The sequence below is a fragment of the Allobosea sp. P2_B12 genome (genome assembly GCF_056404835.1).
The window spans coordinates 1,059,623-1,083,105 of record NZ_JBFUDG010000001.1; the positions used below are offsets into that span (position 1 = coordinate 1,059,623).

The following is a 23,483-nucleotide window of genomic DNA, read 5'->3' on the forward strand; positions in this document are numbered from 1 at the left end:
CTCAGCCGCGCTTCGGCGCGCTGGCGCCGAGCGAGACGTGATCGAGCCGGAACACCGCGCCGCGCGGGTGGAGCTGATAGCCCTCGACCCAGTTGCGCTGGCCGCCGAGCAGATCGAAGAAGGCCGGGATGATCGAGGGAACCTCGTCATACATCAGCTTCTGCGCCTCAGCGTAGAGCGCCCGGCGCTTGGCTTCGTCGACTGTGGCGCGCGCCTCGAAGACGAGCTTGTCGAAAGCCGTGTTGTTCCAGCGCGTCTCGTTCCAGGCGGCGTTGGAGGTGTAGAGCAGCGAGAAGATGGCGTCGGCTGTCGCCTGCATGTTGTAGAAGCCGACATAGAACGAGCCCTTCTTCCAGACCTGATCCAGATAGGTCGCGTGCGGCATGGTCTCGACCTTGATGTCGAAGCCGGCGGGCTTGGCCATCTCGCGCAGAGCCACTGCGAGCTGCGTGCGCTGACCCGGGCGGTCCGAGGCGATCAGTGTCGCCTCGAGCCCCTTCGGGTAGCCCGCCTCTGCGAGCAGCGCCTTGGCCTTGGCGATGTCCGCCTTCTTGGCCGGCAGGTCGGCGTAGAAGCGATAGGCCGGGCTGAGCGGCGTATCGTTGCCGGCCGAGCCGAAGCCCTCGGTGACGAAATCGACCATGGCGGCGCGGTCGACGGTCAGGGCCAGCGCCTGGCGCACGCGCACATCGTTGAAGGGCTTCTGGTCGCAGCCGAAATTGACGTTGCAGAACTGGCCAGAAGCCACGCGCAGCGCCTTGACGCCGGAGGCCTTCTGCAGCCGGCCGAACTCCGTCGGCGGCGTCGTGCTGATCAGGTCGGTATCGCCCGCGATCAGGGCGGACGCCTCGGCGCTGACATCCGGAAAGACGACGACCTCGATCTTGTCGAGATAGGGCCTCGCCTTGTCGTAATAGGCGTCATTGCGGGCGACCACGATCTGCCGCTCCGGCTCGAAGGAAACGAGCTTGAACGGGCCGGTGCCGATCGCCTGCCGGTCAAGCTTCGCGAGCCCCTCCTTGATGACAGCGGCGGGCACGATCTTGGCGTTGGTATAGGCCAGCGTCACCGGCAGGTCGGCGAAGGGCGCAGACAGGGTGAAGACGACGGTGGTGTCGTCCTTCGCCGCGACCCTGGCTATCGGACCGACATTCTGGCGCGCCGGCGAGGCGGTCTTGGCGTCGAGGATGGCCTCGAAGGTTGCAGTCACGTCGGCTGCCGTGCAGGGCGAGCCGTCATGGAAGATCAGGCCCTTGCGCAGGACGAAGGTCCATTCGCTGAGATCCGCGGAGTTCGTCCAGGATTCGGCGAGGTCCGGCTCAGCGCTCATATCGACCTTGAGCCGGGTCAAGCCGGAATAAAGCAGCTCGGCGACGAGATATTCCGGGTTCACCCGGGTCAACAGCGGGTTGAGCTTGGAAACCGCCTGATCGACGCTGACGCGCAGCGTGCCGCCGCGGCGGGGCGCCTGGCCGAACGCCGGCAGGCCGGACATGGCCATGCCGCTCAGAGCGGCGGAAGCGGCGAGGAAATCGCGACGATGAATGCTCGGCATGGGACGCTCCTTCAGCTTTTGACAGGGGGCAGTTTTGGATCGAGATCGGGGTTGATGTCCGGCCTGAAATCGGCGGCGAGATAGGACAGGATCGCCTGCGCCAGCGAGACGATGTCCGGCACGGTCGTGTGCTCGCCGGGCGCGTGGATATTGCGGTCGGGCCGGCCGAGCCCGCCGAGCATCACTTCCTGCCGGCCGGTCGCGCGCTGGACCCATCCGAAATCCGAGCAGCTCGCCGCCCCCCATTTGCCAAAAGCCTCCGGCGGATAACCGAAGCCTTCGCCCATGGCGGCCTGCCAGCGCGGCCAATGCGGTCCCGTCGGGTCGGCGGTCGGCATGAGATGGCCGACGAGCGCTGTCTCGACCGAGAGGCCCGGTACGGCTGCGATGCTGCGGCGGATCACCGTCTCGATCTCGGCCAGGGCGTCCTCGAAGTGCTCCTCCGGGGCGTAGCGCCGGTTGAGCGTGAGTTCGACGAGCGCGGGAACCTGCCCGCCGGCCGTCCCGCCCCGGATCGCGGCGATATTGAGCTGGGCCGCGAGCGGTGGCCTGCCCGGCGGCGGCGGCAAGGCCGAAATCCGCGTCGCGACCTGCACCTTCAGCTCCGCCAGCGCGTTGAGCAGCGGCAACGTGCCGTCGATCGCATTGATGCCGGCGCCCTGGCGATTGCCCTCCCCGGCATGGACCGCCTGGCCGTGAACCCGCACGAGCAGATTGAACAGGCCGAAACAACCGGCCCAGATCCGCGCCTCGGCGCTGCCATTGAAATTGAGGATATGTTCCGGCAACCGGCCCTGCTCGGCGAGATAGCGGATGCCCGGATAGAGCCCACCCTCCTCGTCGGTGCAGAACAGCAGCACGGGATCGTAGGCGAGATCGACCGCGCAGGTGCGGGCCGCACGCAGCGCCAGCAGGATCGCCGCCGCGCAGCCCTTCATGTCGGCGGCACCCAAGCCGATCAGGCGATCACCGTCGCACTCCATCCGCAGCGGATCGCCCGCCCAGCCGGCAGCCGCGGGCACGGTATCGACATGGACATAGAGGCCGCAGGCCGGCCGACCGCTGTCGCGGCTGGCGATCAGATTGGTGCGCGGGCCGCTGGCCGGACCGTTCGGCACCCGCCACAGGCTCTCGGGCACCGTGACGCGCTCAGTGGCAAAGCCGAGCGGAGTCACGAACTCCTCCATGAGCGCGGCGAAATCGTCATAGCCGAGGCCGGGCGGGAAGGAGGTGTCGACCGCGATCATCCGGCCGAGCGCGGCGACCGCCTCCTCGGCATTCGCGACGATCCAGTCGCCGGCATGCGCCAGCGCTGTTGCATTCCGCTCCGGGGCCATGGTGTCGACCATTGCTCAGCCCAAAGCCGCCGCGCTTGTCCAGCGCTGGGACGATCTGCAATGGAACCACGTCAAAGCCGCAGCTGGCAGTGCCAATTTGCGGATCCTTCTCTTTCATATAAACTATATAGAAATAGGAACCCGCGGCATGCCCCCTGTCAACGCTAAAAAAGTGACGCCCGGCGCCAGCGGATTGGGCATGGGCGCCGGCGGCTCCGCGCCGACCCTTCCAAATCTGGCGACAGGGGAAGCCGCGCCGCTCTATGAGCGCGTGAAGCGGCATATGTCAGAGGCGATTCTGGTCGGCGAATGGCCGCCCGGAATGGTCCTCCCGAACGAGACGTCCCTTGCCCAAGGTTTCGGCATTGCCGTCGGCACGGTCCGGCGCGCGATGAGCGACTTGGTGGCGGAGGGACTGCTGACACGGCGCCGCAAGACCGGAACTGTCGTGACCGGCCGCACGCCGCATCACAGCCTGCGCTTCTTCTTCCAGTATTTTCGCCTGCACCGGGCCGATGGCACTCTCGTGCGCTCGACGAGTCAGTTCCTCCGCGTCGACGCCCTGCCCGCCACACAGGCCCAAAGCGAAGCGCTCCAGCTCAGAGCCGGCGGCGTGATCGCGATCCACCGGATTCGCCATGTCGACGGCCGCCCTGTGATGCATGACAGGCTGGTCATGGCGCAGGAACGGTTGCCAGATTGGCCACTCGACACATCGGAGCTGCCAGCCCTGCTCTACCTCCACCTGCTGGAACGTTACGGTATCCGCATTTCCGCGGTCCGCGAGCAGATCACCGCCGACCTCGCGACCGATGAGGACATGGCGCTGCTCCAGCTCGACGGGCGCCCGGCCGTGCTCACGATCGACGAAGTCGCCTACGATCAGGCGGGTGTTCCGACGATCCTCGGATGGCATCGCGCCACGACTGCCGCGCACACTTATGTCAACGAAGTGAGGTAGGTCCGCCCACTTGCGGAAGTTGGATGGCTGCCAGCAAGCCGACATTCCGCCGGGCGCAAATCGGATATCACCATACGCATGTCAGGCGGCGCCCTGGCGGCTATTCCAGCGAAATCCCGCTCGCCTTCACGACGTCGCGCCATTTGAGGATCTCGCGGCCGATGAAGTCGGCGTAGCCCTGCGAGCTTCCGCCGCCCGCCAGATATCCTCCGGCAGCGAAGCGCTGCTTCAGCGTCTCCTCCCCCAGAAACTGGTTGGCCAGCAGATTGAGCCTCGCGACGATCTCCTTCGGCGTTCCAGCCGGCGCTGATAGCCCGAACCAGCCCACGGCCTCAAAACCCGGGAATCCGGACTCGGCAACAGTCGGCGCCTGCGGATAGAGTTGGCTGCGCCCGGCGCTGGTGACCGCGAGAACGCGGAGCTTGCCGCTCTGAACATGGCCGAACGGAATATCGACATTGACGATCCCGACCGGGACATGGCCGCCCAGCACGTCCGTGACAAGCGGGGCGGCGCCGCGATAGGGGACATGCCGGACCTTGAATTTCGCCGCGTTTTCCAACATCGCGAGCGAAAGGTGGCCCGACGATCCCGTGCCAGGGCTGGCGAAGGCCAGCCCATCTCCGATGTCCCTGGCCCGGCGCAGCAGTTCTCCAAAATCGGTAATCGGCGAGTCGGCCGGCACGATGATCGCGTTCGGCGTCGATGCCAGCAGGCAGATATGCGCGAAGTCCTTGGTGGAATCGAACGGCATCCGCGCATAGAGCGAATGGTTCATGGCATTCTGGCCGTTGCCCGAAACCAGGATCGTGTAGCCATCGGCAGGCGCCCTGGCGACCTGCGCCGCGCCGATATTGCCGTTCGCGCCTGGCCTGTTCTCGACCATGAAGCCCTGCTTCAGGGTTTCGGCGTAGCGCTCGGCGAAGAGCCGCGCAACGACGTCGGTGCTGCCGCCCGCAGGAAACGGCACGACGAAGGTGACCGGCCGCTCGGGCCATTCGGCGGCGACCGCCAGCGCCGGCCAGCAGGCCGCAGCGGCAAAGCCGAACGTCAGGCCGCGTCTCGTGATCTCCATGCTGTCCTCCCTTTGATTTCTCTTCTTGGCCGAGCCATGTCAGCGGCAGACCCAGCTCTCGCGCCGCCAGGGTTCCAAGCGCTCGGCGTCCAGGTCGAGACCGGTGCCGGGCAGGTCCGGGACGTCGAGCGTACCGTCCGCGTTGGGTCTGACATCGCCTTGCAGCACCAGCAGCGGGTTGCTGGAGATGTCGACTTCGACATAGGGGTACACCGCCGGGCCGCCCCCGCGCCGTGCGGGGAGCAAGGCGGCAACCTGCAATGCGGCCTGATGATTGACGATCGTGCCGAAGACATGAGGCATGATCGGCAGGTCGAACGCCGCAGCCAGAGCCGCGATCCGCATGAAGCCGGTATAGCCGCCGCAGACGGTCAGGTCCGGCTGCAGGATCGACATCGCACCGGCGACGAGGACGTCGCGGAAGGCGGCTGCGCTCGCCAGCGCCTCGCCGCCGGCGACGGCGGTGGAGACGGAGGCGCTGACGGCCGCATAGCCCGGAATGTCCTCCGGCTCGACCGGCTCCTCGATCCATAGCAACTCGGACGCCTCCATATGGCGGGCCGAGGCGATCGCCGCCCGCGCGCTGTAGGCCTGGTTGATGTCGACCATCAGCCCCACATCAGGGCCGACCTGACGGCGCATCGAAGCAAGCATGTCGCCGTCGGCACGCGGGCCGACGCCGGCGCGCGGTTTCACCGCGCGGTAGCCCTGCGCCAGGCAGCGCTCCACCTCCGCCGCATAATGCGCGCATGGAGCGTCCGTCTCGGCGATGAACGGGCCGCTGCCATAGGCGAACACGCGCTCGCGCAGCCCGCCACCCAGCATGGCGGCAACACTGATTCCGAGTTCCTGAGCGGCGAGGTCGCACAGTGCCATGTCGATCGCCGAGATCGCCATCATCGCCGGCCCGCGCCGGTCGTAGCCGAGATTGGCTGCCATGTGCTCCCACAATGCGCGGTACCGTCGGGGCGATTGTCCGAGCAGGAGAGGAGCGTACCGCGTCCTGATCAGTGCGGCGGCGGCATCGGGCGACGAGAACACTTCGCCCCAGCCGCGCTTGCCGGTATCGGTGACGATCTCGAGGAGCAGGAAGTCCCGGCGGCGGATCATGGTCCGGGCGTTGCCGATGGGGGGCGACGGCACGAAGCCGACATGGTGGCCGCGGATTGCTGTGACCTTCATCTCTCGCTCGCGAAATCCTAGCCCGCAGCGAGATTGACGCACCAAAATTATGCGATCCAATATAAAGATCGCCTGACTTGATATGATTGGATTATGATCTTGGACGCTCGCGAACTCGCCGTTCTCAGATCTGTCATCGAGAAGGGCAACGTCACAGCGGCTGCCGTTGCGCTCAACGTCTCCCAGCCCGCCGTAAGCCGGACGCTTCAGCAGATCGAGCAGCGGCTCGGCATCGCGCTTTTCCGGCGGGAAAAGCAGCGCCTCTTCGCCACCCCGGAAGCCGAGATGCTTTATGGCGATGTCGTCCACGCCATCACCTCGGTGGAGGCGGTGGTACGACGGGCGCGCGATCTCAAGGAGGGTCGTTCGGGCGCGCTGCGCATCGCCTGCATCGCAGCCTTCGCCAACTCGATCCTGCCGCGCGCCGTAGCACGGCTTCAGCGGAGCAAGCCGGGCGTCGAGTTCGTCATCGAGGTGCTGACAGCGCGTGAGGTCGCTCAGCGCGTCGCGACCTTCCGCAGCGAGATCGGTCTCCTGATCGACACCGCCGTTGTCTCCGGTATCAGCATCGAGGATCTCTGCACCTCGCAGTTCGGCTGTGTGCTGGCCCGGGCTCACCCGCTGTCGGGCAGGAACTCGTTATCAGTTCGCGACATCGCGGGAGAAAACCTGATCTGCCTCAGCAGGACGCTGCCGCTGGGAGGGTTGGCGCACCGGCTTTTCGAGCAGTGCGATCTCGCCTTGCGGCCGGTTGCCGAGGTCTCGCAGTCGAGCGTCGCCTGCGCGCTGGTCGAATCGGGGGCCGGCATCGCGTTGCTCGACAAGCTCAGCATCCTCGCCACTGCCGCGAGCCAGGCGCTGGTCTTCGTGCCACTCAAGCCGCAAGAGAGGATCGTCGGGCGGCTCGTGCTGCCAGCTCTGGGGGCGCGGACCGTCGCGTCGCGCGAGTTCTGCGCCGCGCTGAAGGAGATCGTCGGCGAAATGGCCGCAACCGATCCGGACTTCGGAACAGTTCTCACCGAGGCGGGATAGAGCGCCTGCGCGTTTTGGATATGCTCGGAGCGGCCTGAATTATTCCCACTCGATCGTGCCGGGCGGCTTGCTCGTCACGTCGTAGACGACGCGGTTAATGCCCTTGACCTCGTTGATGATGCGCGTTGCCGTGCGGCCGAGGAAGGCCATGTCGTAGGGGTAGAAATCCGCCGTCATGCCGTCAACCGAGGTGACGGCGCGGAGCGCGCAGACATGGTCGTAGGTGCGGTAGTCGCCCATCACGCCGACGGTGCGCACCGGCAGCAGCACGGCGAAGGCCTGCCAGATCACGTCGTAGAGGCCGGCCTTGCGGATCTCGTCGAGATAGATCGCATCGGCCTTGCGCAGGATGTCGAGCTTCTCCCTGGTGATCTCGCCGGGGCAGCGGATGGCGAGACCGGGCCCCGGGAACGGGTGGCGACCGACGAAGGCCTCGGGCAGGCCGAGCTCGCGGCCGAGCACCCGGACTTCGTCCTTGAACAGCTCGCGCAGCGGCTCGACGAGCTTCATCTTCATGCGCTCGGGCAGGCCGCCGACATTATGGTGCGACTTGATCGTCACCGATGGCCCGCCCGAGAACGAGACGCTCTCGATCACGTCGGGGTAAAGCGTGCCCTGGGCGAGGAAGTCGGCGCCGCCGATCTTGGCGGCCTCGGCGTCGAAGACGTCGATGAAGAGCCGGCCGATGGTCTTGCGCTTGGCTTCCGGGTCCGAGCCGCATTTCGCCAGCTCGGAAAGGAACAGCTCTTCCGCCTCAACATGGACGAGCGGGATGTTGTAGTGGTCGCGGAACAGGCGCACGACCTCCTCCGCCTCGTTCATCCGCAGCAGGCCGTGATCGACGAAGACGCAGGTGAGCTGATCGCCGATGGCCTCATGGATCAGCACAGCCGCGACCGCCGAATCGACGCCGCCCGACAGGCCGCAGATGACGCGGCCGCTGCCGACCTGGTCGCGGATCTTCTTCTGCATCTCGGCGCGATAGGCCGACATGCTCCAGTCGGGCACGCAGCCACAGATATTGACGACGAAGTTGCGCAGGAGCTTGCCGCCATCGGGGGTGTGCACCACCTCGGGGTGGAACATGGTCGAGTAGAAGCGCCGGGCCTCGTCGCTCGCCACGGCATAGGGTGCGTTCTCGGAGGTCGCCTTGACGGTGAAGCCGGCGGGGAGCTGCGTGACGCGGTCGCCATGGCTCATCCAGACGGGGTAGCGACCGCCCTCCTCCCAGACGCCCTCGAACAGCGCCGAGGGCGTGACGATCTCGACATCGGCCCGGCCGAATTCGGCGGCATGACCGCTCTCGACACGGCCGCCGAGCTGGTCGGCCATGGTTTGCTGGCCGTAGCAGATGCCCAGCACCGGCAACCCCGACGAGAAGACCTCCTGCGGGGCGCGCGGCGAGCCCTCGTCCGGGACCGAGGCCGGCCCGCCCGAGAAGATCACGCCCTTGGGGTTCAGCCGCTGGAAGGCCTCGGAGGCCGACTGGAACGGCGCGATCTCGCAATAGACGCCGATCTCGCGGATGCGCCGCGCGATGAGCTGCGTCACCTGCGAGCCGAAATCGATGATGAGGATGGAGTCGTGGATTGTTTCGCTCGTCATCGCGCTCGGTTAAGCCATCGCGCGATGGCGTGCAACGGCCTGTTTGGCGGGTCAGGACCCGCGCTGGACGCAAGCCAGGTAGAAGCCGTCGGTTCCGGTGCGCCGTGGCGAGAACTGGACGCCATGGCTGGTGGCAAAACGCGCCAGCAGGCTGAAATCGCCCTCCCCCGATGCGAGCACCTCCGCGAGCGGCACGGCGGCGAAGCCGGGCTGGCGGCCAAGGAAGGTCGAGATGGCGGCGTCGTTCTCGTCGGGCAGCACCGAGCAGGTGATATAGGCGATGCGGCCGCCCGGCTTCACCAGCCGCGCGGCGCGGGCCAGCACCTCGGCCTGGTCCTTGATGCGCTCGGCGAGCGCGCCCGGCCGCACCCGCCATTTCGCATCCGGGTTGCGCCGCCAGGTGCCCGAGCCGGTGCAGGGTGCATCGACCAGGACGAGATCGGCCTGCCCCTCGATTTCGGCCAGCGGCTCATGGCCGCGCGAGCGCGGAATCCGGATTTCGACGATGCTCGCTCCCGAGCGCGCCAGCCGCTCATGCAGCGGCGCGAGGCGGCGGGCATCGAGGTCGGTGGCGAAGAGTCGCCCCTGATTGGCCATCAGCGCCGCCAGCGCCAGCGTCTTGCCGCCGGCGCCGGCGCAGAGGTCGATGACGGTCTGGCCGGGCCTTGCCCCGGCAAGCAGCGTGACGAGCTGCGAGCCTTCATCCTGGATTTCGAAGCCGCCGGCGAAGAATGCGGCTTCAGACTGAAGCGAGGGACCGCGCCCGTCATGGCCGGGCTGGAAGCGCAGCGCGTCGGGCGACCAGGCTCCGGTCTCCGGCCCAGCATGGGCGAGATCGGTCATCAGTGCCGCGCGCGTCGTCTTGAGCCGGTTGGCGCGGATGTCGATCGGGGCGCGGTCGCTCAGGGCTTCGCCTTCCGCGATTGCGTCGGCGCCGAAAGCCGTGGCGAAAGCCGGCCAGAGCCAGTCCGGCACGTCGGCACGGACCCAGTCGGGAGCGCCGTCGAGCGAGAGCGCGACCAGCCGGTCGACCTCCTCGCCTTCGAGCGGCGCGGGGGCGTGGTTTTCGCCGGAGCAGAGCGAGGCGATCTCCTCCAGCCCAAGGCCGCGCAACCGCGCCAGCATGCCGAGCACGAGCGCACGCGGCGTCTCAGAGCCCATGACGTAGCTGCTGGAGGCCTTGCGGCGCAGCGCGTCATAGACCAGCGAAGCGATCGCAGCGCGGTCCTTCGAGCCGGCGAAGCGGCGCGACAGGCCCCAATCCTTGAGCGCATCCGAAGCCGGGCGACGGCGCGAGATGATATCGTCCAGCACCTCGATGGCAGCGCTGATGCGGGCGGCAGGCGTCATGGTGCAGATTCCGGGACCGAACGCTCGTCGATGAATCGACGATGATACGGCCAATATCGAGATTGGACGATTTCAAGCATGACGCATGATCATGGCGCGCCCAACGACATACTCTTGACGCGGTCCTTCCACAGGCTGAAACACGAGGCAACTGCCTCTTGCAACAAAAGGTCCCGATCCATGCAGCGCGCCAGCCATCTCGTTCTCGCTTCCCTCCTCGCGCTCGCGCTTGCCGCCTGCGCCACGCAGCCTGCTCCCGACCTGACCCCGCCGCCCGGCAAGCGCCTCGACGCCAAGACCACGCTCGAGAACGCGCCGCGCCGCTAAGACTTCGCCTCCTCGCCAGACAGGCTGCGGGGAGGCGCTTCAGGCATTCAACCGCCTGTCACATCACCCGACCAAGGTCGCGCCGGAAACGACGCGACCAAGGATCGATGCCATGATGACGAAGACCCTGATCTCCGCCGGCCTTGCGGCCTGCCTCGGCCTCGCGACGCCCCAGGCTGCGCTGGCCCAATCCGCCACGCCGACGCTGTCGGGACAGAAGGCGCTGATCGTCGGCCATCGCGGCGCCAGCGGCTATCGCCCCGAGCACACGCTGGAATCCTACAAGCTCGCGATCGAACAGGGGGCCGATTTCATCGAGCCCGACCTCGTCGCGACCAAGGATGGCGTCCTCATCGCCCGGCACGAGCCGGTCATGAGCAGCACCACCGACGTCGGGACCCGCCCGGAATTCGCGGGCCGAAAGACTACCCGCAAGCTCGACGGCGTCGAGACAACCGACTGGTTCGCCGGCGATTTCACCCTGGCCGAGATCAAGACGCTAAGGGCCAAGCAGGCCTTCGCCGATCGCGACCAGTCGCATAACGGCAAATACGAGGTCCCGACCCTCCAGGAGATCATTGCCCTCGCCAAGTCGGAGAGCGCCCGCCTCGGCCGCACGATCGGCATCTATCCGGAGGTCAAGCATTCGATCTTCCATGCCGCCATCGGCCTGCCGATCGAGGATCGCCTGCTGGACGCGCTCAAGGCCGCCGGCTGGACCGAGAAGTCGTCGCCCGTCATCATCCAGAGCTTCGAGACGGCCAATCTCAAATACCTGCGCGGCAAGACTCAGGTCCGGCTGTCGCAGCTCGTCGATGCCGACGATGTCGACAAGGACGGCGGCATCGTGCTCGCTGCTCCCTTTGACAAGCCGTATGACTTCGTCGTCACCGGCGACAGGCGCAGCTTCAAGGATCTGGTCACGGCCGAAGGCCTGAAGGAGGTCGCGACCTATGCCGACATCGTCGCGCCGTGGAAGCCCTATCTCATGGCGGGCAAGCAGGTGCTCGGCGATGACGGCAAGCCGCAGGACCTCAACAAGGACGGCGCCATCGACGAGCGCGACCGCGTCCTGCTGCCGCCGAGCGATGTCGTGAAGAACGCCCATGCGGTGGGGCTCCTGGTCCATAGCTGGACCTTCCGCAGCGAGCCCAAGCGGCTGGCCTCCGATTTCAAGGGCGATCCGGCCGCCGAGTACAAGGCCTATCTGGCGCTCGGCATCGACGGGTTGTTCTCCGACTTCCCCGATGCGGCCGTGAAGGCGCGCGACGGCAAATAGGCCTGTCGAACGACACATAAAAAAGGCCGTCCCGCGCGAACGGGACGGCCTTTCGATTCGGGCTGTGCCGAACCTGAACCGACGATCAGTCGCAGACGCGCTGCTTGGTCTTGATCACGCCGCGCCGCGTCTCCTCACGCGTGATGACCGTGCGGCAGCGCTCGCGGTTGCGGTACTCGACGCGACGACGATCGTCGCGGCGATCGTACCGGTCCGAACGCCGCTCGAAACCGTCATCGCGGCGAACTTCACGTTCGATGACGCGATCGCGCGTGCCGCGCGTATCGACGCCGACGCCACCGGGACCGACACTGATGGATTGGGCATAAGCGCCGCCGGTCATCAACGTTGCAGCGATGAGCGCGGGAATAAGGCGTTTCATTTTGTTTCCTCCATTTCGAGAGGAAAACAGCGGCTGACGTGTTTTGTTCCGCAGCGGGGGCAGCTTGACCGGCTTGACGCAGAGTCGGCGGCGCGATGATCGGGCGCTGTCACTTAATAACAGGGCGCGCCGGACAGTCCGGCGCGCCCTTCTGTCCTGTCTAGCCGAGGATCAGTGCAGGATCTGGCTGAGGAAGAGCTTGGTGCGCTCGTGCTGCGGGTTCTTGAAGAACTCGTTGGGCTCGTTCATCTCGACGATCTGGCCGGCATCCATGAAGATGACGCGGTCGGCGACCTGGCGGGCGAAACCCATCTCATGGGTGACGCAGAGCATGGTCATGCCCTCGTCGGCGAGCGAGACCATGGTGTCGAGCACCTCCTTGACCATCTCGGGATCGAGCGCCGAGGTCGGCTCGTCGAACAGCATGATCTTGGGGCTCATGCAGAGCGAGCGGGCGATGGCGACGCGCTGCTGCTGGCCGCCGGAGAGCTGGCCCGGGTATTTGTGGGCCTGCTCGGGGATCTTGACGCGCTTGAGATAGTGCATGCCGATCTCCTCGGCATCCTTCTTGGGCATCTTGCGGACCCAGATCGGCGCCAGCGTCAGGTTCTCGAGGATCGTCAGATGCGGGAACAGGTTGAAGTGCTGGAAGACCATGCCGACGTCGCGGCGGATCTCGTCGATCTTCTTGAGGTCGTTGGTCAGCTCCGTGCCGTCGACGATGATTGAGCCCTTCTGGTGCTCCTCCAGCCGGTTGATGCAGCGGATCATCGTCGACTTGCCCGAGCCCGACGGCCCGCAGATCACCAGCTTCTCGCCGCGCGAGACTTTCAGGTTGATGTCGCGCAGCACATGGAACTCGCCATACCACTTGTTGACGCCGACCATCTCGACCGCGGTCGATGTCGTCAGCGCGGTCGGCCTCGGTGCGCCGAAGGATTTGTCCTGCAGAGTCTTCAACGGCTCGGTCCCCCGACGTGCGGTTCACGTGCAGCCTGTCCGAAAGGTCTCTAGGCAACACGTTGTCCAACACATCACCGAGTTGGGATTTAGTCAACCGAATTGGGTCGCGCACGGACTTTGTCGTGGCTTGCGCGGGCGCGCCAAAGGGACGAGCGTAGCTCGGAGGCCGTCATCGAGCGCCGGAGAATGCCGCCTACTTCTCGCGGGTGATCGCGATCAGAGCGCTGCTTCCGCCGTCCGGAGCGCGAACCTGGTGCGCAAGATGCCCGGGAAACTGGAGGAAGTCGCCCGCCCCAAGCAGGACGGTGCGATCGGAGAACTGGATTTCGATCTTTCCGGTCACGACGAAGATGATCTCGGTTCCGCCGTGGTCGACCCTACCGTCCACGCCGAAATCGCGCCCCGGGAAGAGCAGGAAGGCCTCCACACCACCGGCGGCCTGGCTCAACGGCTCGAAGTACGCCTCGGCGTTTCGGTCCTCCGGGACCGGCCGCTCATGAGCCCTGACGATGTGGATCATCGACTCGTCGGTGGCCTCACCGAACAGCGCCGATACGGAGACGGCAAATGCCTGGGAGAGCTTCAACGCCGTCGCGATCGACGGCGTTTTCTCTCCTCTTTCGACCCGCGAAAGGTACCCTTTGTTCAGCCCGGTCATCCCGGCGAGATGATCGAGCGTCATTTTGCGCGAGCGCCTCATGGCGGCCATGTGAAGGCCGAAAGAGCGAGCCGCGTCGTTGTTGTTCGATGGCGCCACGTCTCTGATCGATTTGACCCTCGGCAATGCTGGCTCCAGTTCAACTGCTTAAGCGCGGCCTATCAGCATGTCGCCGCGGTGGCTAGAGCCACGCTTGGGACCCGCCACCCGAGACTTGGATGGGAGGTCGAGTGTTGCGGGGGCTGAAAAACTCTGATAGCGGTTGGGCAACAAGTTGTCTGAGGCTACAAGGGGCGGGAATGATAGCGCAAGTCTGGTCCGGCGAACTTCTGCACATCCACATCGCTCCTGCGGCCTCATACGAGATGGAGGAGCTGTCCCAAGCGACGATGATCGCGGGGAGGGGGATTGAAGGCGATCGTTATTATCTCGGCACCGGAACGTATTCGGCGAGGCCTGCCGTACGCGAGGTGACCCTGATCGAGGCCGAGGTGCTCGAGCATCTTGAGATCGGAGAGCCGCAGGTTCCAGGGATCAAGCTGAGCCTGTCCCCCGCGGAGCATCGTCGCAACCTGACGACCAGGGGCGTGCCCCTCAACCACCTCGTCGGCAAACGTTTTCAAGTTGGCGACGTGGTGCTCCGGGGGGCCAGGCTGAACTTCCCCTGCAAGTACATCGAAGAGCTGCTCGGCATCCCGAGGTTGTTCGAATCGCTGCTCAATCGGTCGGGTCTCAACTGCGCGATCGAGGTTGGGGGCGTCATTCGTCCCGGCGATCGCATCGTTCCTTTGGAGGGTTGAGGCCATGGCCGCCCCGCGTTTGATCATGAAGATGAAGGTGGCAGCCCTGCGCCCCGAACCGGGCGAGGTGAACGTCGTCGAGTTCCGACACCCGCGGCGGCCCCTGCTGCCCGCTTTCGAGCCCGGCTCGCATGTCGACATCCACCTTCCGGACGGCAAGGTTCGTCAGTACTCGTTGATGAACGATCCGGCGGACCTATCGAAATACGTGATCGGGGTGAAACGCGAGGACGCCGGTCGAGGCGGCTCGACTTGGCTGCATGCCAACTTGAACGTGGGCGACGAGGTCGCAGTCTCGACTCCGCGCAATCACTTCAAGCTCGATGACGAAGCCCGGTCGCATCTGCTTTTGGCCGGTGGCATCGGGATCACGCCGATGATCTCCATGGCACGGGCATTGAAGGCGCAAGGACAAGCATTTGTCCTTCATTTCTTCGCGAGGAGCCGCGCTGCGGCCCCGCTGCTGGCGGATCTGGAAACGGAGATCGCCCCTGGGTCGCTCGCACTTCATTTCGACGACGATCCGGCCACCACCGTGAATCTGGCGGAGCTACTGAGGAACCAGCCGGAGGGTATGCATCTCTACTATTGCGGACCGCCGGGCTTCATGGCCTGGACGAGGGCGAACTCCGCTCACTGGCAGGCCGACACGGTCCACTTCGAGGCCTTCCAGCCCGATATGGACCCCGATTTCGTCCCCGCTGCGTTCGTCATGCATTTGCGTTCGAGCGGACTAGAGTTGGAGGTTCCGGCCGACGTCTCCGCGCTCACCGTGCTTCGCGCGGCGGGAGTTCCACTCCTTTCGTCTTGTGAGAACGGAGTGTGCGGCAGTTGCGAATGCGGGTTTGTCTCCGGGGAACCGATCCACCGCGACGCGGTGCTGACGCCCGGTGCCAAGGGCGACCGATTCATACCCTGCGTTTCCAGGGCCAAAGGGCGTCTCGTCCTGGATCTTTGAACGCTGCCGTTTCCCGCTGCCCCGTTGGAGCTTTGACATGTCGCATTCCAAGAATACCGCCCCGGGCTCCAAGGAACGCGTGGACGGTTTCGCGACACGGGCGATCCATTTCGGCTACGACCCGTCGCTGTACGGCGGCGCAGTTGCTCCGCCCGTATTCTTCACCTCGACGTACGGCTTCGAGAGCATGGAGGAGATGGACGCGGCGGCTTCCCAAGGCGGAAAGTTGTATGCGCGCGAGCACAACCCGACGACGGAGATCCTCGAAGCCCGTCTGGCAAATCTGGAGGGGGCCGAAGTCGCGCTTGCCGTCGCCACCGGCATGGCCGCCGCTGGAACCCTGATGCTCGGCCTGCTTTCACAAGGCGACGAGATCGTCGTCCATCGGACGCTGTACTCGAACACCGTCGCTCTGACGCGGGACGGCATACCGCGGTTCGGCATCAAGGTGATCCCCGTCGACCTATCCGACCCCTCGAACTTGGATGCGGCGCTGACCGCAAAGACGAAGCTGGTGTACTTCGAGACGCCGGTTAACCCGACCTCCGAGATCCTCGACATCGCCGCCATCGCGGCGCGGGCGGCGAAGGTGGGCGCGAAGGTGGTGGTGGACAGCACGTTCGCTTCGCCGGCGCTTCAGCGGCCGCTGGAGCACGGCGCCCACATCGTCCTCCACTCACTCACCAAGTACATCAACGGTCATGGCGACGTCCTCGGCGGGGTGCTGCTGGGCGACCGGGACACGATCGCCCATCTCCACAGCCACGGTCTCAGGTACCTGACCGGCGCGACGCTGTCGCCCATGACCGCGGGTCTGATCATGCGCGGCTTGAAGACGTTGCCCCTCCGCATGGAGCGCCATAGCCGCACGGCTTTGACGATCGCGCAAAGGCTGGTCGACCACCGCGCCGTCGCTTGGGTGCACTATCCCTTCCTGGAAGGTTCGCCCGGCTACGAGATCGCCCGGAAGCAGATGAGCGGCGGGTCCGGCATGCTGTCGTTCGGGCTGAAGAACGGGTTCGATGGCGCCCGCCGGGTGCTGGATCGCCTCCAGCTCGCCAGCCGGGGCGTGAGCCTCGGCGACGTCGAGACCCTCGTCACGCACCCGGCGAGCATCCTGCGCGCCCGGCAGACGGTCAGGCCCGAGGCCAAACCCGTCGAAGGCGTCGGCGATGACCTCATCAGGTTCTCCGTGGGTCTCGAGGATGAGGCGGACATCTGGGCCGATCTCGCACAAGCCCTCGAGAGTGCGTGAGCGGGGGAGGGCGAGCGGCGCTGTTGACGGGGCGCGTCACGGTGTCCGGACGATCGACCAGCCAAACGGATCAATCCCCGACCGGGGCAATAAACTTAGCGTGAAACTCGATGCCGTCTCGATCGGCATCCCATCAAAAAGCAATCCGGCGCCATCGGAAGGTCGCCAAAGGGAGGATACGACATGAAGCGTCATGATAGGATCTGGGGAGCCTCGTCCTTGGTTTTGGGCGTGCTTGCCGCCGGCGTCGCGACCGCGGGGCCCACGGTTGACAAGATCAAGGCCAGGGGAGCGATCGTTTGCGGCGTGTCGCAAGGCATCGCCGGCTTCTCCATTCCCGACAGCTCGGGGAAATGGTCCGGCATGGACGTCGATCTCTGTCGCGGACTGGCCGCCGCCGTCTTCGACGATCCGAACAAAGTCCAGTACTCGCCCCTCTCGGCGAAGGATCGTTTTACAGCCTTGCAGTCCAGCGCCGTGGACCTCCTCGCCCGCAACACGACGTGGACGATGCAGCGCGAGGCTTCACTGGGAATGAACTTCGCCGTCGTGAATTTCTATGACGGCAACAGCTTCATGACCAAGAAGTCGTTGAACGTGAAGAACGCCAAGGACCTCGGCGGGGCGTCGATCTGCGTGACCGCGGGAACGACGATGGAGCTCAACGTCGCGGATTTCTTCCGCGCCAACCAGCTGAAGTTCGAGCCGGTCGTGTTCGTCACCGCCGACGAGACCGCGAAGGCCTACGAGACCGGCCGGTGCGACGTCCTCATCGCAGATTCGTCCGCCAACTACTCGCGTCGGGCGCAGCTCCAGAAGCCGGACGACCATGTCGTGTTGCCGGAACTGATCTCGAAGGAACCGTTGGGCCCGGCGGTTCGCCAAGGCGACGACCAGTGGCTGAACATCGTGAAGTGGACCCACTACGCAATGATCAACGCCGAGGAACTCGGGGTCACGAAAGCCAACGTCGTCGAGATGCGCTCGTCCACCAACCCCGAGATCCGCCGACTCCTGGGACTGGAGGGGAACCTCGGCGAAGGTCTGGGGCTCACCAAGGACTGGGCCGACCGCATCGTCCGGCATGTCGGCAACTACGGGGAAGTCTACGACAGGAACGTCGGTCAAGGGTCGGTCATCAAAATCGAGCGGACGACGAACGCCCTATGGACCAAGGGCGGCCTGCAATACGCGCCCCCGGTGAGATGATCGATCTCGCCCCGAGAGCCTGAGGGCATTCTGCGGCCTCGAAAGCGTGTCGGCAGGGCGACGTCCTGCCGACAGGTTTTTCGCCATCAAAGTCAAAACTCATGACCCGTGACCCTCCCGGACCCCGGCGCGAGACGAGGCGTACCGCTCTGGTCAACGACCCGAAAGTACGCCGGTTCGTCCTGCAAGCCCTATTGATCGTCGTGTTGTCGTTCGCCGCCTACAGCGCGGTCAAGAACGTCGCGGCGAACTTGGCCAACCAACGAATTTCAAGTGGCTTCGGCTTCCTGGAGCAGACAGCAGGTTTCGGGATCTCCCAGGCGCTGATCCCATGGTCCGAGACGATGACCTATGGCAGGGCGTATCTCGTCGGCCTCGTGAACACCATGCTGGTGTCCGCCGTGGCGATTCTGATGTCGACGATCCTGGGCTTCGCCGTAGGCATAGCCCGGCTGGCACCGAATTTCATCATATCGCAGCTTGCGAGATGGTACGTCGAGCTCATCAGAAACTTGCCGCTCCTTTTCCAGATCTTGTTCTGGTACCTCGCGATCCTGTCGGCGATGCCGCCGCCTCGGTCGGCCCTGAACATCCTAGGCTCCGTCTTCCTTAGCCAGAGGGGGCTCACGCTCCCGCAACCGGTGATCCAGCCCGGAGCCGCGGTGTTGGGCCTGGCTGCGCTCGGCCTTCTCGTCGGTGGCGTCCTGATCGCTCGATGGTCCAGGATGAGGCGCGAACGCACCGGGTTTGGCCTGCCCAGGATCGCATCTTTCGGGCTATCGGCGGCGGCGGTCGTACTGCTTGGTGCCGTCTACGTGTTCGCAGGGGCTCCCCTTCAGCTCGACGCGCCGCAACAAGGCCGCTTCAACCTCTCGGGCGGCGTCACGATGATGCCAGAGTTCGCTGCCTTCGCGATCGCCCTGACGCTGTACAGCGCAGCGAACATCGGCGAGATCGTGCGGGCCGGCATCCAGGGAGTCGGCAAGGGCCAGACGGAAGCCGGGCGCTCGCTCGGGCTGCGCGCGGGGTCCATCCTGCGTCTGGTCACGATACCCCAGGCCATGCGCATCATCATTCCGATGATGACGAGCATGTACTTGAACATCGTCAAGAACTCCTCGTTGGGCGTGAGCATCGGATACCCCGAACTGGTCTCGGTCGGCGGGACGATCCTCAACAATACGGGACAGGCGATCGAGGTCATCGCGATGTGGATGGCGACATACCTCACGATTTCGATCGCGACCTCGCTTTTTATGAATTGGTACAACGCGCGGATCGCGCTCGTCTCAAGGTAGGCTGCCATGACGATCACGTTCGTGCGGGATGAACCGCTGCCTTCAATGCCGGCTCCGAACATGGACGTCGGACCCTTGCGGTGGTTGCGGCGAGAAGTTTTTTCCAGCCCGACGCAGGCCATCGCGACCGCGGCAGGGGCGTATGTCGCCTATCTGTTGATCAGCTCGTTCATCGATTTCACGGTGGTCAGAGCCGTGTGGCAAGGCAACGACAGGGCGGCGTGCAGCAACCTGCCCTACGAGGTCGGGGCGTGTTGGCCATTCATCTGGGCCAAGCTGGGGCATTTGACCTACGGGTTCTATCCTTCGGACGAACGCTGGCGCATCAACCTGGTCTTTGTCGTCGCTTTGACGCTCCTGATCCCACTGTCGATGCCACGGGCACCGTACAAGCTGTACAACGCCATCGCGTTCTTTGGCGTGTTCCCTATTTTCGCGTACATATTCCTTTACGGAGGGTCGATCGTAACACCTTGGCTGAGCGTCGCCTCGGTTGTCTTCGCTGCTGCGGCGGCGCTCGCGCTCTCCCTCCATCTGATGCAGCTCAACGAGCAGGCGAACCTTCAGCCCCTGCGGTACGGGGCGGTGGCGATCGCCCTCGTACTTGGTTTCGCGAGCGCAAAGTGGCTGGGGGTGCCGTGGCTCGTCCCCTCGATCGAGCTAGCGCTCCTATTCGCGTCGGGTGCCGCATTCGTCGAGGCATTTCTAGATGGGCGAGCGGCCCGTAAGAGGTGGGCGTCTTACGGCGTGCTGACGGCGGCAATCGCGTGGGCGTTCGCCGCCGCGGTCGGTTCGGCGGTCTTCGAGGAGCCGTCGCTGCGGGCCGTACCTACGTCTCAATGGGGCGGATTGTTCGTCACATTGGTCGTCGCCACGACCGGGATCGTGGCATCCTTGCCCATCGGCATCGTCCTCGCCCTGGCTCGCCGCTCGAACGCAGCCGTCCTGCGGTTCACCGCCATCGCTTTCATCGAGATCGTGCGCGGCGTCCCGCTGATCACGGTTCTGTTCTTCGCTACTTACATGCTGCCTCTATTCTTGGAGCATTCGCCGGACGCCATGGTCAGGGTCCTGGTTGGAATATCCCTATTTTCCGGGGCCTACATGGCGGAGACCGTACGGGGAGGCCTCCAGGCGATCGGGAGTGGCCAGCACGAGGCGGCTGCGGCGCTAGGTCTGAACTACGGCCAGTCCACCGGTCTCATCGTGTTGCCGCAAGCGTTGCGGCTGGTCATCCCCGGTATCGTCAACTCGTTCATCGGTTTGCTCAAGGACACCACGCTCGTCTCGATCGTCGCCATCTTCGATCTGCTCGGTGGGCTGCGTGCGGCATTCGCAGATCCCAGCTGGACGGCCCCGTCGACGCTCTACACAGGCTTTGCCTACGCAGGGATGATCTATTTCGCGCTCTGCTTCCTCATTTCCACTTACTCGGCCCGGCTGGAGAAGCGGTTGCAAGTCGGACATCGGAACTGATGCGTGGACGCCGCAAGCAACCCCAGTGGCGTGACGTGCGACGGTGATCCCGAGCGCCGACCTAGGCAGGCTGTTCCACGATCCGATAGGGAACGGCTCGCCGAACATCGGGGTCGATGGCGATGGCGCTGCCGGCAGGCGGAAATGCCCGCTGGGGGCAGTCCTTCCGCTCGCATAGTCTGCAGCTGATGCCAATGCGTGCGATGGATTGGGCATTGAGCGTGTCGAGCCCATCGGCGTAGACGACCTGCCCACCATCGGCGAGCTCGCACCCGAGCCCGATGGCATACCGGCGACGCGTCGAACTGTGACCTATGCCGGCCTTGGTGATGGCCTGCGCGAGGGAAAGGTACCTGACTCCGTCGGGCATCTCCACGATCTGCACATCCAAGCGGTCGGGGGCCTCGAAGGCTTCGTGGACATTCCACAAGGGGCAGGCCCCGCCGTACCGCGCGAAGCGCAGCCGCGTCGCGCTATGGCGCTTGGTGATGTTGCCGGCCCGGTCGATCCGCAGAAAATAGAACGGGATGCCCTGGGCTCCAGGGCGCTGGAGTGTCGAAAGCCGATGGGCGACCTGCTCAAGGCTAGCTCCGAAAATATGCATCAGGACACCGAGGTCGTGGCGATGGGTCCGAGCGGCGTCCAGGAACTGGCGGTATGGCAAGACCAAGGCCCCGGCAAAGTAGTTGGCCAAAGCGACCGAGCAAACGGAGTTGGCGTCGGCGCTTCGAAAATTTGCCTGCCGCAGAATATCCCGCGCCAAGTCTCCCGCTTGGAACAAGGCCAACTGGTGCGCTAGCGCGAAGGTCTGGCTGGAGGCGTCCGCGCAGCCGTCGATATGCAGCGTTCGGGAACTCCTGTCGAACCTCCTTATGGGTCGATCCGCGCCGATTGAACGATCGGTTTTTACGGTGAGACGATGGCGCATCTCAAGTCGTTCGATCAATGCGCCCGGCAACCCGGCGGCGTGCACCCCCAGCTCCTCGCGGGTCAGCTCGGCGCTTCTGTCCAGCGCGTCGACATAGTTGCCGATGCCATGGAAGAAGTCGCGAACCTCCTCGTATGGAAAGACCACCCCGCCCGGTGTTTGAAGCGCCTCCGAATGAGAGAGCGTCTGATCCAAGGCTTGATACTTGTCATCGAGCGCCCGATGGGCTGCCTGCAGGCGGATGACGGCTTTGGCAAGATTGGGGGCGTGCTGGATCGCTGCTTCCAGCTCGTGTGACGCCTGAGTCGTATGACCGAGCGCTGGATCGGCGAGCGCGTCCCTCAGATCGACGAGCAGCCTATCCTCGGCATTGTCAGAGAACTGCGCGATGTCGACGCGGAAAACACGGGCCAATTCGACCAGGACCGACGCGCTGAGTGGCCGCTGGGATCGTTCGATCTGGTTAAGATAGCTCGGAGAGATCTGCAGTTTCGAAGCCAGGAAAACTTGTGCCCATCCGGCCTCCTCGCGCAGGCGACGGACCGCTGGGCCTGCGAAGACTTTTCTTTTCGATCTCGCGATTTTGTAAATTTGCATCTTCGCAACTACGCACTTTTTATCGGACATGCAAAGCGCCCAAAGGCTAATCAGGGGACGTCAGGGCGCGGCGGCGGGATGTCCATGAAAGAGATACTTGAACAGCTTGAAGATCGTCGCGAAGGCGCGCGCCAGGGCGGCGGCACCCGGCGCATCGAGGCGCAGCACAGCAGAGGCAAGCTCTCGGCCCGCGAGCGCGTCGAGCTCCTGCTCGACAAGGACTCCTTCGAGGAGTTCGACATGTTCGTGCAGCATCGCTGCGTCGACTTCGGCATGGACAAGGCCGAGAAGATCCCCGGCGACGGCGTCGTCACCGGCTGGGGCACGGTCAATGGCCGCACCGTCTTCGTCTTCTCCAAGGACTTCACCGTCTTCGGCGGCTCGCTCTCAGAGACACACGCCCAGAAGATCATCAAGATCCAGGACATGGCGCTGAAGATGCGCGCGCCGATCGTCGGCCTGTTCGATGCCGGCGGCGCCCGCATCCAGGAGGGCGTGGCGGCGCTCGGCGGCTATGGCGAGGTCTTCAAGCGCAATGTCGCGGCCTCCGGCGTGATCCCGCAGATCTCGGTGATCATGGGGCCCTGCGCCGGCGGCGACGTCTATTCGCCGGCGATGACCGACTTCATCTTCATGGTCCGCGACACCTCCTATATGTTCGTCACCGGCCCCGACGTGGTGAAGACGGTGACCAACGAGACCGTGACCTCCGAGGAACTCGGCGGCGCCAAGGTCCACACCTCGAAATCCTCGGTCGCCGACGGCTCCTTCGAGAACGATGTCGAGGCGTTGCGCCAGGTCCGTCGCCTGCTCGATTTCCTGCCCGCCAACAACACCGTCGGCGTGCCGGAATGGCCGTCATTCGACGTGCCGGACCGTGTCGACATGAGCCTCGACACGCTGGTCCCGGACAATCCCAACAAGCCCTATGACATCAAGGAGCTGATCCTGAAGACGCTCGACGAGGGCGATTTCTTCGAGATCCAGCAGGCTTACGCCGCCAATATCGTCACCGGCTTCGGCCGCATCGAGGGCCGCACCGTCGGCGTCGTCGCCAACCAGCCGATGGTGCTGGCCGGCGTGCTCGACTCCGACGCCTCGCGCAAGGCCGCGCGCTTCGTGCGCTATTGCGACGCCTTCGAGATCCCGATCGTCACCTTCGTCGACGTTCCCGGCTTCCTGCCGGGCACGGCGCAGGAATATGGCGGCCTGATCAAGCACGGCGCCAAGCTGCTCTTCGCCTACAGCGAATGCAC

Annotated in this window: 21 protein-coding genes and 1 pseudogene; 12 read left to right on the plus strand and 10 right to left on the minus strand. The window is 65.0% G+C overall.

All coding sequences use genetic code 11. From position 1 onward, the window contains the following. Position 1: 1 nt before the first annotated feature. Positions 2 to 1,555 (minus strand): ABC transporter substrate-binding protein, encoded by a 1,554-nt coding sequence (locus tag AC1DYU_RS05100; protein WP_476790670.1) that lies wholly within the window; start codon positions 1,553 to 1,555, stop codon positions 2 to 4. 11 nt (positions 1,556 to 1,566) lie between these two features. Continuing rightward, complete coding sequence (locus tag AC1DYU_RS05105) at positions 1,567 to 2,904, minus strand: M20 family metallopeptidase (protein ID WP_476790671.1); 1,338 nt, start codon at positions 2,902 to 2,904, stop codon at positions 1,567 to 1,569. On the opposite strand from AC1DYU_RS05105, the gene AC1DYU_RS05110 reads away from it, so the two are divergent. Further along, positions 2,891 to 3,853, plus strand: coding sequence for a GntR family transcriptional regulator (locus AC1DYU_RS05110; RefSeq protein ID WP_476790672.1), 963 nt, complete (start codon positions 2,891 to 2,893; stop codon positions 3,851 to 3,853). The two genes, AC1DYU_RS05105 and AC1DYU_RS05110, sit on opposite strands and share 14 nt — an antisense overlap. Before the next feature lie 100 nt (positions 3,854 to 3,953). Here the strand turns inward: AC1DYU_RS05110 and AC1DYU_RS05115 are convergent, their stop codons facing one another. Together AC1DYU_RS05115 and AC1DYU_RS05120 are read right to left on the minus strand one after the other, a co-directional pair. Next, the gene (locus AC1DYU_RS05115; RefSeq protein WP_476790673.1) at positions 3,954 to 4,928 is read right to left on the minus strand and encodes a Bug family tripartite tricarboxylate transporter substrate binding protein; all 975 of its coding nucleotides are present in this window, start codon (positions 4,926 to 4,928) and stop codon (positions 3,954 to 3,956) included. A 39-nt stretch (positions 4,929 to 4,967) separates the two neighbouring features. Next, complete coding sequence (locus tag AC1DYU_RS05120; RefSeq protein WP_476790674.1) at positions 4,968 to 6,110, minus strand: mandelate racemase/muconate lactonizing enzyme family protein; 1,143 nt, start codon at positions 6,108 to 6,110, stop codon at positions 4,968 to 4,970. A 93-nt stretch (positions 6,111 to 6,203) separates the two neighbouring features. Here AC1DYU_RS05120 and AC1DYU_RS05125 point away from each other — a divergent pair. Continuing rightward, positions 6,204 to 6,335 (plus strand): annotated as a pseudogene (locus AC1DYU_RS05125) (helix-turn-helix domain-containing protein); the annotation flags it as partial. 60 nt (positions 6,336 to 6,395) lie between these two features. Beyond that, positions 6,396 to 7,142, plus strand: coding sequence for a LysR substrate-binding domain-containing protein (locus AC1DYU_RS05130; protein WP_476790714.1), 747 nt, complete (start codon positions 6,396 to 6,398; stop codon positions 7,140 to 7,142). Positions 7,143 to 7,181: 39 nt separating this feature from the next. On the opposite strand, the gene guaA is transcribed toward AC1DYU_RS05130, so the two are convergent. Together guaA and AC1DYU_RS05140 are read right to left on the minus strand one after the other, a co-directional pair. Further along, positions 7,182 to 8,747, minus strand: coding sequence for a glutamine-hydrolyzing GMP synthase (gene guaA / locus AC1DYU_RS05135; protein ID WP_476790675.1), 1,566 nt, complete (start codon positions 8,745 to 8,747; stop codon positions 7,182 to 7,184). Positions 8,748 to 8,798: 51 nt separating this feature from the next. Beyond that, entirely contained in the window at positions 8,799 to 10,097 is a 1,299-nt protein-coding gene (locus tag AC1DYU_RS05140) for an RsmB/NOP family class I SAM-dependent RNA methyltransferase (RefSeq protein WP_476790676.1), read from the minus strand. A gap of 180 nt (positions 10,098 to 10,277) precedes the next feature. Between AC1DYU_RS05140 and AC1DYU_RS05145 the strand changes: the two genes are divergently transcribed. Both AC1DYU_RS05145 and AC1DYU_RS05150 read left to right on the plus strand, forming a co-directional pair. Beyond that, a complete protein-coding gene (locus AC1DYU_RS05145; protein ID WP_476790677.1) occupies positions 10,278 to 10,424 on the plus strand; it encodes a hypothetical protein in 147 nt (48 codons plus the stop codon). Between the two features lie 112 nt (positions 10,425 to 10,536). Next, positions 10,537 to 11,703 (plus strand): glycerophosphodiester phosphodiesterase, encoded by a 1,167-nt coding sequence (locus AC1DYU_RS05150; protein ID WP_476790678.1) that lies wholly within the window; start codon positions 10,537 to 10,539, stop codon positions 11,701 to 11,703. 85 nt (positions 11,704 to 11,788) lie between these two features. On the opposite strand, the gene AC1DYU_RS05155 is transcribed toward AC1DYU_RS05150, so the two are convergent. The 3 genes from AC1DYU_RS05155 to AC1DYU_RS05165 form a co-directional block, all read right to left on the minus strand. After that, positions 11,789 to 12,046, minus strand: a complete 258-nt coding sequence (locus AC1DYU_RS05155) for a hypothetical protein (RefSeq protein WP_476790679.1) — start codon at positions 12,044 to 12,046, stop codon at positions 11,789 to 11,791. 210 nt (positions 12,047 to 12,256) lie between these two features. Next, positions 12,257 to 12,973 (minus strand): amino acid ABC transporter ATP-binding protein, encoded by a 717-nt coding sequence (locus AC1DYU_RS05160; protein WP_158487291.1) that lies wholly within the window; start codon positions 12,971 to 12,973, stop codon positions 12,257 to 12,259. Between the two features lie 268 nt (positions 12,974 to 13,241). Beyond that, positions 13,242 to 13,757 carry a helix-turn-helix domain-containing protein gene (locus AC1DYU_RS05165; protein WP_476790715.1) on the minus strand — a complete coding sequence of 172 codons (516 nt, stop codon included), beginning with the start codon at positions 13,755 to 13,757 and terminating at the stop codon, positions 13,242 to 13,244. Between the two features lie 248 nt (positions 13,758 to 14,005). Between AC1DYU_RS05165 and AC1DYU_RS05170 the strand changes: the two genes are divergently transcribed. From AC1DYU_RS05170 to AC1DYU_RS05195, 6 genes are all read left to right on the plus strand, one after another. Then, positions 14,006 to 14,506 (plus strand): MOSC domain-containing protein, encoded by a 501-nt coding sequence (locus AC1DYU_RS05170; RefSeq protein WP_476790680.1) that lies wholly within the window; start codon positions 14,006 to 14,008, stop codon positions 14,504 to 14,506. Positions 14,507 to 14,510: 4 nt separating this feature from the next. Then, entirely contained in the window at positions 14,511 to 15,464 is a 954-nt protein-coding gene (locus AC1DYU_RS05175) for a PDR/VanB family oxidoreductase (RefSeq protein WP_476790681.1), read from the plus strand. A 37-nt stretch (positions 15,465 to 15,501) separates the two neighbouring features. After that, the gene (locus tag AC1DYU_RS05180; protein ID WP_476790682.1) at positions 15,502 to 16,719 is read left to right on the plus strand and encodes a trans-sulfuration enzyme family protein; all 1,218 of its coding nucleotides are present in this window, start codon (positions 15,502 to 15,504) and stop codon (positions 16,717 to 16,719) included. A gap of 183 nt (positions 16,720 to 16,902) precedes the next feature. Further along, on the plus strand, positions 16,903 to 17,928 hold the full coding sequence (locus AC1DYU_RS05185) for an amino acid ABC transporter substrate-binding protein (RefSeq protein ID WP_476790683.1): 1,026 nt from the start codon (positions 16,903 to 16,905) through the stop codon (positions 17,926 to 17,928). 101 nt (positions 17,929 to 18,029) lie between these two features. Further along, positions 18,030 to 19,226 carry an amino acid ABC transporter permease gene (locus AC1DYU_RS05190; RefSeq protein ID WP_476790684.1) on the plus strand — a complete coding sequence of 399 codons (1,197 nt, stop codon included), beginning with the start codon at positions 18,030 to 18,032 and terminating at the stop codon, positions 19,224 to 19,226. A 6-nt stretch (positions 19,227 to 19,232) separates the two neighbouring features. Continuing rightward, complete coding sequence (locus AC1DYU_RS05195) at positions 19,233 to 20,702, plus strand: amino acid ABC transporter permease (protein ID WP_476790685.1); 1,470 nt, start codon at positions 19,233 to 19,235, stop codon at positions 20,700 to 20,702. A gap of 61 nt (positions 20,703 to 20,763) precedes the next feature. Here AC1DYU_RS05195 and AC1DYU_RS05200 read toward each other — a convergent pair whose 3' ends face one another. Further along, complete coding sequence (locus tag AC1DYU_RS05200) at positions 20,764 to 22,257, minus strand: short-chain fatty acyl-CoA regulator family protein (protein ID WP_476790686.1); 1,494 nt, start codon at positions 22,255 to 22,257, stop codon at positions 20,764 to 20,766. Positions 22,258 to 22,311: 54 nt separating this feature from the next. On the opposite strand from AC1DYU_RS05200, the gene AC1DYU_RS05205 reads away from it, so the two are divergent. Then, a partial coding sequence (locus AC1DYU_RS05205; protein ID WP_476790687.1) for an acyl-CoA carboxylase subunit beta occupies positions 22,312 to 23,483 on the plus strand: 1,172 nt, incomplete at its 3' end.